Genomic DNA, 9,522 nt, shown 5'->3' on the forward strand with positions numbered 1-9,522 from the left:
CCCTGGGCCATCACCAGGATCGGATGGCAGACCGACATGACGAGATCCATGTTGTGCTCGATGATCAGGAAGGTGACGCCCCGGCGCTGCAGGTCGAGGATCCGGTCGAGCAGGCTGTCCATGAGCGCGGGATTGACGCCGGCGGAGGGCTCGTCCAGCAGGATCAGGCTCGGACGTCCCATGAGCACCCGGGCCAGCTCGAGCAGCTTCTGCTGGCCACCCGACAGCGTCTTGGCCAGGTCGCCGGCCAGCGACTGGAGGCCGCAGAAGCCGAGGACCTCCAGGGCCTGCTCGCGGATCGCGCGCTCCTCGCGGCGCACCGCGCCGTAGCGCACCCAGCTCGCCCAGAAGCGCTCGCCCGCCTGGTGGCCCGGGACCATCATCATGTTCTCGAGGACCGTCATCTCGCGAAACGGGCGGGGGATCTGAAAGGTGCGGGCCAGCCCCCGCCGGAAGATCGCATCGGGCGGGTCGCCGTCGATCCGTTCCCCGTGCAGCCGGATCTGGCCCGTGTCCGCCCGAGAGGTCCCGGCGATCGTGTTGAAGAGCGTGGTCTTGCCGGCTCCGTTCGGGCCGATGAGCCCGGTGATCGTGTGGGCAGCGACGGCCAGGGTCACGTGGTCGATGGCCACCAGGCTGCCGAAGCTCTTCACCAGGTCCTCGACCTCCAGCATCGGGAGCGCGGCGGGTCAGGGGGAGCGGAAGTGGGGCAGCACCGCGCGTCCGAGCAGCTCCACCGCCGCGAGGATGTCCGGGCCCAGGGGGGGGCCGAAGCTCAGGTGTCGCGCCCCCGCCTCGACCAGCGGCTCCAAGCGCGCGATCACGTCATCCGGCTCGCCGACGACGCCGATCCGGAGCATGCGTCCATCGACGAGAGCCACCGCCCGGGCGAGGTCCCGGTCGGCGATCATCGCGCGCTCGATCGGGACGAAGTCGGCGGGAACCAGCCCGAGCCCTTCGAGGATCAGGGGGCTCAGCGCGGCGCCGTAGTAGGCGACCTTCTCGGCCAGCGCCCGCCGCGCGGCCTGGCGGTCCTCGGCCACCGAGACCCAGACGCAGGCGGCGAAGTCCAGCGGCCCGAGGTCCGCACCCCGGCGCCGTGCCCCCTCCTCGAGGTGCGGGCGCACGCGAAAGTAATGCTCCGGGGGCATCAAGAGCGGCAGCACGCCGTCGGCCAGCTCACCGGCGAGGCCCAGCATGCCCGCGCTCATCGCGCCGAGGTAGATGGGCGTGACGCGAGGCGGCCGGAAGCGCAGGTAGGCCTCGCCCGTCCAGTGGAGGAAGGCGCCCTCCAGGGCCACTCGTTCGCCGGCCAGAAGCGCGCGGACCGCGCGGAGGGTCTCGCGCATCGCCACCAGCGGCCGCGCCTGCGGGATGCCGACCCAGGCGAGGAAGCGCGCGGCCCCGGCGGCCAGTCCCAGGTTGAAGCGGCAGCCGCTCAGCTCGTCCAGGGTCGCGGCGAGCATGGCGAGCTCGCTCGGGTGGATCGTGTATGGATTGAGGATGCCGGTTCCGATCTCGATCCGCTCGGTCGCGTGGGCCATGGCCGACACGATGACCGGGGCGCTCCGGAAGAAGAGGTCGTCGCTCACCCAGAGCTGGTCGAAGCCCCAGCGCTCGGCCGCCTTGGCGAGGGAGACGTACTGCGGCAGGGTCAGGTCGTTGTTGACGCGCAGGCTGAAGCGCATCGGCGCCTCGGGGCAGAATAGCGGCTCCGCCAGCGGTTGACAAGGTCAGGTATCAATGGGTGGGCCATGAGCCCTTCTTACCCTCTCCCCCACCGGGGGAGAGGGCAGGGGTGAGGGTCTCGAGCCCGCGCCGCGTGTCCCCGAGGCGCCGCGATTGAGCGGGGCGCGGGTCTTCGCTATACTCCGCCCGCATGAAGCCGCGCCAGCCCGGGCCGCGACCGCGTGAGTCTCAGGTGACCGTGCGGAGCGCGCTCCGGGACGCCCTCCGGACCGGGTCCTTGACCGCGCGCGAGCTGTCGGCCCGCGTCGGCATTCCGGAGAAGCAGGTCGCCGGGCACCTCGAGCACCTCGATCGCTCCCTCCGGGCGGCCGGGGAGCGGCTCCACGTCGAGCCGGCCTGCTGCCTGGACTGCGGGTTCGTCTTCCGCAAGCGCGACCGGCTCAGCCGGCCCTCCCGGTGCCCGGTGTGCCGCAGCGAGCATCTGGATGGGCCGCGGTTCGCGATCGTCCCCCCATGACGGGACGGCGGCTGTCCCAGCCCTCCTTCGCCTTCCTCCTCAACGCGCCGGCGCTCGTGGCGATCGTCCTGCTGGTCGGCTACCCGATCGTCTACTCGGCCTGGCTCAGCCTGCACCGGTACAACCTCAAGCGTCCCCGGCTCTTCCGCTTCGTCGGCGTCGAGAACTACCTGACGCTCCTCCGCGCCGAGGAGTTCTGGGCGGCGCTCCAGGTGACGCTCGTGTTCACCGCCCTCGCGGTGACCCTGGTGGTCGTCCTCGCCATCCTGATCGCCCTGCTCCTCAGCGAGCCGTTCCCGGGCCGCGGGCTGGTCCGGACGCTCGTCCTCGTTCCGTGGGCCATCCCGCCGGTCGTCAACGGCCTCATGTGGCAGTGGATCTACGACGCCAAGGTCGGCGCCCTGAACGGGCTCCTGGTGAGCCTGCGCCTGCTCCCCGGCTATCGGGGGTGGCTCTCGTCTCCCGTCAGATCCGGCGCGCCGCGGCGAGGAGCTGGTCGGCGCTCGGAAAGCCGGCCAGCCCGGTCGCCTCGGTGGCGCCCTCGATGTTGGCCCAGCGCACGATTCCATCGGGGTCGACGAGGAACTGACCGATCAGCCCCTCCCCGCGGCGCCGGTCCTTCCAGTCCGCCTCGGTCATCTCGAAGTCCTCCAGCCGGCCGACCGTCTCGACGAGGTCGGTGTAGGGCGCGTTGTCCGGCAACGGCCTCCCGAGTTCGCGGGCGAGCTCGTGGTACTTCGACTGGATCCACAGGTGAAATTCCGGCGTCGGGGCGTGTCGGGGCAGCCCGTAGAGCCGATGCGTGACCAGCTCGGGGTCGGCTGCCAGCGGGACCCTGAGGGGGCGGAAGCGCGTGTACAGCCGGGCGCGCTCGAGCGGGCTCGCCGTGATGGCCAGGACCTCGATGCCCGCTTCGCGGAGCTTGTCCCGCGTCGAGCCCAGCTGAGCGAGATGCCGGCGACAGAACGCGCAGTGGAGTCCGCGAAAGATCGCCAGCAGCACCGGGTTCCGCCCACGGTAGTCGCGGAGCGACACGGTCCCCTCGCGGTTCACGAGGGGCAGCGTGAAGTCCGGCGCTGGCTCACCGGGTCCGAGTGGGGGTCGCCGCTCGGCCTCAGTCATCGGAGGGTCCGGTCGAAGAACTCGATCGTCCGCGACCAGGCGAGGCGGGCGGCGGCCGCGTCGTAGCGGGCGCCGCCGGTGTCGTTGTGGAAAGCGTGCTGCGCGCCCTCGTACATGTGCAGGGTGTAGCTCTTGCCGGCGCTCTTCAAGGCCGCCTCGAAGCCCGGCACGGTGGCGTTCACCCGCTCGTCGACGCCGGCGTAGTGGAGCAGGAGCGGCGCCTTGATCGCCGGCACCTTCTCGATCGGCGGCGCCACGCCGTAGAAAACCACGCCGGCCTGCACGTCGGCGCCCGCGGCGACGATCTCTCCGACCATGCCGCCGCCCCAGCAGAAGCCGACGACCCCGACCTTCCCGGTCGCATCGGGTCGCTTCCGGAGGTAGTCGATGGACGCGAGCGCGTCGGCGAGTGCGACGGGCCGCTCGACCTGGGCGAACTTCGTCCGCGCCTCGTCCTCGCTCGCCGGCGTGCCGCCGATCGCCGACATCAGGTCGGGGGCCAGCGCCACGTAACCGGCGAGGGCGGCCCGCCGGGCCACGTCCCGGATGTGCGGCTGAAGGCCGCGGTTCTCGTGGAGGACGACGACCCCGGGCGCCTTCACGTCGCCGGCCGGCCGCGCGAGGTAGCCTTTCACCGGCCCCCGCGATCCGGGGTAGGCGGCCTCTTCGGTCCGGAGGCGCGCGTCCGTCTCGGGCACAGTCTGGGCGATCGCGTAGTCGGACTCGAGCCGAGGCAGGAGCGCGAGCGCCGCCGCCGTCGAGCCGACCAGCTTCGAGAGCCGGTCCAGGAACAGCCGCCGGTCGAGGTGGTCGTGGGTGAACTCGTCGTAGAGCCGAATGACTCGCTGATCCATGCCCGGCCTCACTTTCGTGTCGGGGTTGGCGCCCGAAGCTCGCGCGCGGCATCTCTCGGAATTCACCGAAGATACATGACCCCTGCGCCCACGGCAACGATGAGTCCCAGATGAGAGCCGACATTCCTTGCGGGACGAGCCGGCGTCGGGTATCCTGAGCCCCACGCAGAATCCAGATGTCAGGCATGGTCATCTCTCTCGAAGACGCGCGGCTCTGCCTCGATTGTGATGTGGTGGGGGACCGCGAGGCGTGTCCGGCCTGCGGCCGGCGGCAGACGTTCCCGCTGGCCGTCTGGCTGATCCCGCTCCAGGCCTCCCAGACCCGTCCGTGGGCCGGTGGCGTGCGCGTCGAGTCGGGCGCGGCGGCCCGGTGGCTGGCCCGCCATGCCCCCGCGCCGCTCGCCAGGCCGCCGCGCGACGGCAAGCCGGCCGCTCGCATCCCGACCCGCTGGCTGATCGTCGTCCGGGCCGGGGAGCAGAAGCTCTTCCACTTCCTGCGCCATCGATTCCACGGGATGGGCAGCGTCGAGGTGATCCTCGACCGGCGCCGCGGTGAGCGGCGCCGGATGGAGCCGGCTGCCACCCCCGGGGAGCGGCGCAAGGCGCCCCGCCGGCGACCGCTGTCCGCCGAAGAGCGGGCGTGGTGGCGGCTGGCCGGCTTCCGGATCGTCGGCCGAACCGAGAGCTTCCGACTCTACGAGGCCGTCCGCAACTGACCCGCCGGCCGGTTCCATCTGGGAGCGAGGTGACGTTTTTCGCCTCGCCCCGGCCGGAAAGCGGAAACGTTGCCCTCCCGGTCGCAGCCCTCCGGTACGCGGCGACGCGCGGTTACGGGCCTCGAGCGCGTGGCACGCCGGTTGCTCATGCCCCGCGCGACACGGTTGGGGAGGTGATGCCATGCGCGTCGGGGGACAGGTCGATGCGTGGAAGATCGATGAGGTGCGACAGTACCTCGCCAGGGTCTTTCCCGCCGCCCGGCTGGACGACTATCCGCGCGGCCTGGCGATCGCGCACCTGTTCGTGGTGACGGCGACCGGAATCGACCGCAGGAAACAGGAGCGCCACTACCTCCTGGTCACCCGCCAGTTCTTCGATCGCTTCAGCGACGGCGCCGGGCTCAAGGACGCCCTCGACTCGGCCGATGTCCCGCGCTCGCTGGCGCGGGCGGGCGAACGGACCGTCGAGCTATACTAGCTCTTCGGGGGGGTCTCGGAAGACCCCCCCGGATTCCCCCCCTCGGTTGCGGCGGCACAGCCGCCGCTCGGAGTCACTCCTCGACGCGGCGCGCGCGCGGGGCGAGCTGCCGGGGGCCCGCCCGCCGCGGTGGGCCCATCCCGCGCGCCACCCGCACTTTGACCGCGCCCTTCCCGGGGCGTACAGTAACGCGAGATGGCCGAAAGCGTCACCATCTGCCCGAGCTGTGCCTTCGCGGCCGCCCCCGACTTCGCGTTCTGCCCCAGGTGCGGCACGCGGCTCGGCCCGACGCCGGCGCCAGCCGCGTCCTCCCCGGCGACGGCGACGCGCCCCGAGCCGGTCCGCCCGGCGTCCGTCGCGACCGAGGCCGACCGGCGAACGGTCAGCGTCCTCTTCGCCGATGTGGCCGGCTTCACGACCCTCAGCGAGCGCCTGGACCCCGAGGACGTCCGGGGCTTTCAGGATGATCTCTTCCGCGAGCTGAGGAGCGCGATCGAGCGGTACGGCGGTTTCGTCGAGAAGTTCGTCGGGGACGCCGTCATGGCCACCTTCGGCGCGCCGGTCGCGCACGAAGACGACCCGGAGCGCGCGCTCCACGCGGCGCTGGCGCTGCACCAGGGGATGACCGAGGTCAACCGGGCCTGGCAGGAGCGGCTCGGTCGCCCGCTGGCCCTCCACGTCGGCATCAACACCGGCCCGGTCGTGGCCGGGACCCTCGGGGCGGCCGCCGACGGCGCCTACGCGGTCACCGGGGACACCGTGAACACCGCCGCCCGGCTGCAAGGCGCCGCCGCTCCGGGGCAGACGCTCGTGGCCCGCGCGACCTACCTCCTGACCCAGCACGCCTTCGACTTCGAGTCCGTCGGCGAGCTCCAGCTCAAGGGGAGGGCCGAGCCGGTCGTGGTGTTCGGCTTGCTCGGTGCGCTCGCGTCGCCGGGCTCGCGGCGCGGTCTCGAAGCCCACGGCCTCGCGGCTCCCCTCGTGGGGCGGGACGAGGAGCTCAGCGCCATGCTCGCGGCCTTCGAGCGGGCCGCGGGCGGCCAGGCGGAAGTCGTCAGCCTCGTCGGCGAGGCCGGGATCGGGAAGTCGCGGCTGCTGGACGAGTTCATGGCTCGCCTGGTCTCGGCCGGCCGGCTCCGGCACGCCACCGTGCGCCGCGCCGGCTGCGCGTCCACCGGCGAGCGCACCTACGGGGTGCTGGCGGCGTTCTTCCGCGAAGGCTACGGCATCGCGCCGTCGGATCCGCCCGAGTCGGTGCGACAGAAGGTCGCCGCCGGCCTCGAGCCTCTGGGCGCCGGCGAGGACGAGCGGGCGCGTATCGTGCGTCTCGCCGGATACCTGCTCGGCCTGGAGGGTGACCCGCTCGCCGCTCATCTCGACCCCGAGCAGCTCCGGCGGCAGATCTTCCTCGGGATGCGCGTCCTCTTCGAGCGGCGGCTGGCGCGGGGTCCGCTGATCCTCCTGGTCGAGGACCTGCACTGGGCGGACGCGGCGTCCGTCGAGCTCCTGTGCTTCCTGGCCGACCGGCTGGCCGACCGGCCGCTGCTCCTCGTCTTCACTCACCGGCCCGCTCCGGAGCTCGGCGCCCTCCCCACCGGCCGGGCGAAGCACACGGCCCTCCGGCTCGGCACGCTGCCGGTGGGCGACGCTCAGGCCCTGCTCGGCGCGCTGTTCGGCGCGTCGGCCGACGCGCTGCCTGCCGCCCTGGGCGAGCTCGTCGTTCGGCGGGCGGGCGGCAACCCCTTCTACCTCGAAGAGATCGTGCGCGGGCTGATCTCCGAGGGGGTGCTGGTCCGAAAGGACGGCCGGTGGGCCTGTCGCGCGGACGTCGGACCGGCGGACGTGCCGCTCACCGTGCAGGGGCTCATCCTGTCTCGCCTCGACCGGCTGCCGCCCGAGGCGCGCCGTGTCGCCCAGGAGGCCTCGATCCTGGGTCCGGAGTTCGAGAGCCGGATACTGCGGCTCGTCGCCGTCGATGCCGCCTGCGAGGGTGCGCTGGCGCTGCTCGAGGACGCCGGGCTCATGCGGGCCCTCTCCGCGCCGGCTGCCGACGGGAGTGGCGTGCCCGGCGAGGCCCGCCGGTACGCGTTCAGCCACGCGCTCGTCCAGGAGACGATCTACCAGAACCTCCTGATCCGGCGTCGCACCGAGCTCCACGGTCGGGTGGCCGCCCTGCTGGAGAGCCTCGGCGGGTGCGACGAGGGGTCCGCACGGCTGGAGGACCTGGAGACGCTGGGCCGACACTGGAGCCTCAGCGCGGAGAAGCTCAAGGGCGCCCGCTACCTCACGCGGGCCGGGGACTGGGCGCGGGGCATGTACGCGAATGCCGACGCGATCCGGCACTACGAGCGCGCCCTGCGGATCCTCGAGGAATGCGATCCGTCCGTGCGCGAGCGGCCCGCGATCGAGGAGCGGCTGGCGGACGTGCTCGCCCTCACGGGCCGGCGCGAGGCCGCCCGCCAGCGCTACGACGCCGTGCGCCGGGCCGGCGAGGCGGCCGGCAACCCGCCGGCCCAGGCCCGGGTGTGCCGGAAGCTGGCCGCGCTCTACTGGGACGCCGGGGAACGCGACCAGGCGCTGGAATGGCTCCGGTCAGGATTGGCCGTGCTCGGGGACGTCGACCACATCGAGGCCGCCCACCTCTATCAGGAGATGGGCCGGCTCGCCTTCCGGAGCGGCGACAATCAGCGCGCGATCGAGTGGACCGATCGGGCGCTCGCGCAGGCCGAGCGGCTCCCCGTCGCCGCCGGGGCCGGTCCGGCCGAGCCGACGTCGGACGACAGCTGGGAGCGGACGTCGGCGCTCTCGCACGCCTACAACACGCGCGGCGTCGCGCTGGCTCGGCTCGGGCGGCTCGAGGAGGCCGTGGCGGAGATCGAGCGCAGCGTCGAGATCGCCCGGACCCACGACCTGCTCCAGGTCGCCTGTCGAGGCTACGCGAACCTGGGCGTCCTCTACAGCACGCTCGACCCGGGCCGGGCGATCGAGACGTGTCGCAGCGGGCTGGACATCGCGAAGCGGATCGGCGACCTCGGGTTTCAGTCGCGGCTCTACGCGAACCTGGCGGTGGCCTACTGCGCCCTGACCAACCGCTGCGACGACGACGGAGTCGCCGCCGCCCAGGCCGCCATCGAGCTGGACCGCCAGCTCGGCCAGCTCGACCACCTGGCCGTGCCCCTGATCGTCCTCGGGCAGATCTATCAGTGCCACGGGGAGCCCGAGCAGGCCCGGCGGCACTACCTGGAGGCGCTGAGCCTCGCCGAGCAAGCCGGCGAGCCGCAGCTTCTCTTCCCGTGCTACGACGGGCTGGCGACGCTTCATCTGGACCTGGGGGACGAGGCTCGGGCCGAGGAGTACATGCGTCGGGCCCAGGAAGTGTGCGAGCGGGCCGGCGTCGAGCCCGACGCGCTGATGGTGCTACCATTCTTGTGCTAGAGACGGCGCATCGGATGCGCTAGCGAAGGAGTCGATCCATGCCACCGACCGGAATCCAGGTTCCGTCTTCTCTCCAACCCGGCCAGCCGGCGCCGGACTTCAGCCTGCCGGCGATCCACCGAGAGGGCAAGATCTCGCTCGCGGACTACAAGGGGCGGACTCCGCTCCTGCTGGCGCTCTTCCGCGGGGTCTACTGCCCGTTCTGCCGCCGCGCGATCGCGCAGCTCGGCCGGACCGCCGACAAGCTCAAGGCGGCGGGCGTCGAGACGCTCGGCGTCGTGGCCACCCAGGCTGACCGGGCGCGCCTCTACTTCCGGTATCACCCGACCCGGCTGCCGCTCGCCGCCGACCCGGACCTGGCGACCCTTCGGGCCTTCCGGGTGCCGAAGCCCGAGGCGACGCCCCAGCTCGTGGAACAGATCAAGGGGGTGCGGACGGACGTCGGGGGCGAGCTGTCCGAGCCGATGCCGATCATGGACGCGTTGAACGCGCTCGACGAGAAGGACCGGTTCGAGCACACGCCGGCGGACAACGAGGAGATGGAGAAGCAATTCGGCCAGCTCGTGGGCCAGTTCCTGCTGGACCGTGACGGGATCATCCGCTGGGTCAACATCGAGGCCCGCGAAGGGCTGGCCGGGCTCGGAAAGTTCCCCTCGGACGACGAGTTCCTGGCGGCGGCCGCCGCGCTCCGCGCCTGACACGCCCGACCCC

Annotated in this window: 9 protein-coding genes; 5 read left to right on the forward strand and 4 right to left on the reverse strand. The window is 72.4% G+C overall.

Going from position 1 to position 9,522, the window contains the following annotated elements; all coding sequences use genetic code 11:
• Nucleotides 1-674 (reverse strand): ABC transporter ATP-binding protein (locus VGW35_18455; GenBank protein HEV8309649.1); only part of this gene is annotated, 674 nt, incomplete at its 3' end.
• A gap of 15 nt (nt 675-689) precedes the next feature.
• The gene (locus VGW35_18460) at nt 690-1,688 is read right to left on the reverse strand and encodes an LLM class flavin-dependent oxidoreductase (protein ID HEV8309650.1); all 999 of its coding nucleotides are present in this window, start codon (nt 1,686-1,688) and stop codon (nt 690-692) included.
• Nucleotides 1,689-1,921: 233 nt separating this feature from the next.
• Here VGW35_18460 and VGW35_18465 point away from each other — a divergent pair, with 233 nt between their 5' ends.
• Nucleotides 1,922-2,206 carry a transcriptional regulator gene (locus VGW35_18465; GenBank protein HEV8309651.1) on the forward strand — a complete coding sequence of 95 codons (285 nt, stop codon included), beginning with the start codon at nt 1,922-1,924 and terminating at the stop codon, nt 2,204-2,206.
• A 465-nt stretch (nt 2,207-2,671) separates the two neighbouring features.
• On the opposite strand, the gene VGW35_18470 is transcribed toward VGW35_18465, so the two are convergent.
• Both VGW35_18470 and VGW35_18475 read right to left on the reverse strand, forming a co-directional pair.
• Nucleotides 2,672-3,328, reverse strand: coding sequence for a peroxiredoxin-like family protein (locus VGW35_18470; GenBank protein ID HEV8309652.1), 657 nt, complete (start codon nt 3,326-3,328; stop codon nt 2,672-2,674).
• Entirely contained in the window at nt 3,325-4,182 is an 858-nt protein-coding gene (locus VGW35_18475; protein ID HEV8309653.1) for a dienelactone hydrolase family protein, read from the reverse strand. The genes VGW35_18470 and VGW35_18475 overlap by 4 nt, the downstream gene beginning before the upstream one ends.
• Nucleotides 4,183-4,367: 185 nt before the next feature.
• Between VGW35_18475 and VGW35_18480 the strand changes: the two genes are divergently transcribed.
• The 4 genes from VGW35_18480 (at nt 4,368) to VGW35_18495 (ending at nt 9,509) form a co-directional block, all read left to right on the forward strand.
• A complete protein-coding gene (locus tag VGW35_18480; protein HEV8309654.1) occupies nt 4,368-4,898 on the forward strand; it encodes a hypothetical protein in 531 nt (176 codons plus the stop codon).
• Between the two features lie 181 nt (nt 4,899-5,079).
• Nucleotides 5,080-5,376 carry a hypothetical protein gene (locus VGW35_18485; GenBank protein HEV8309655.1) on the forward strand — a complete coding sequence of 99 codons (297 nt, stop codon included), beginning with the start codon at nt 5,080-5,082 and terminating at the stop codon, nt 5,374-5,376.
• A gap of 195 nt (nt 5,377-5,571) precedes the next feature.
• On the forward strand, nt 5,572-8,811 hold the full coding sequence (locus VGW35_18490) for an adenylate/guanylate cyclase domain-containing protein (protein ID HEV8309656.1): 3,240 nt from the start codon (nt 5,572-5,574) through the stop codon (nt 8,809-8,811).
• A gap of 38 nt (nt 8,812-8,849) precedes the next feature.
• A complete protein-coding gene (locus VGW35_18495; GenBank protein ID HEV8309657.1) occupies nt 8,850-9,509 on the forward strand; it encodes a redoxin domain-containing protein in 660 nt (219 codons plus the stop codon).
• The last annotated feature ends 13 nt before the right edge of the window (nt 9,510-9,522 follow it).

This window comes from Candidatus Methylomirabilota bacterium (genome assembly GCA_036005065.1).
Taxonomy (GTDB): domain Bacteria; phylum Methylomirabilota; class Methylomirabilia; order Rokubacteriales; family DASRDR01; genus DASYQW01.

What these genes read in the sequence shown, in the direction of transcription:
- VGW35_18460 (HEV8309650.1), bottom strand. Translation starts at nt 1,688, where the DNA reads ATGCGCTTCAGCCTGCGCGTCAACAACGACCTGACCCTGCCGCAGTAC.
- VGW35_18470 (HEV8309652.1), bottom strand. Translation starts at nt 3,328, where the DNA reads ATGACTGAGGCCGAGCGGCGACCCCCACTCGGACCCGGTGAGCCAGCG.
- VGW35_18475 (HEV8309653.1), bottom strand. Translation starts at nt 4,182, where the DNA reads ATGGATCAGCGAGTCATTCGGCTCTACGACGAGTTCACCCACGACCAC.
- VGW35_18480 (HEV8309654.1), top strand. Translation starts at nt 4,368, where the DNA reads ATGGTCATCTCTCTCGAAGACGCGCGGCTCTGCCTCGATTGTGATGTG.
- VGW35_18485 (HEV8309655.1), top strand. Translation starts at nt 5,080, where the DNA reads ATGCGCGTCGGGGGACAGGTCGATGCGTGGAAGATCGATGAGGTGCGA.
- VGW35_18490 (HEV8309656.1), top strand. Translation starts at nt 5,572, where the DNA reads ATGGCCGAAAGCGTCACCATCTGCCCGAGCTGTGCCTTCGCGGCCGCC.
- VGW35_18495 (HEV8309657.1), top strand. Translation starts at nt 8,850, where the DNA reads ATGCCACCGACCGGAATCCAGGTTCCGTCTTCTCTCCAACCCGGCCAG.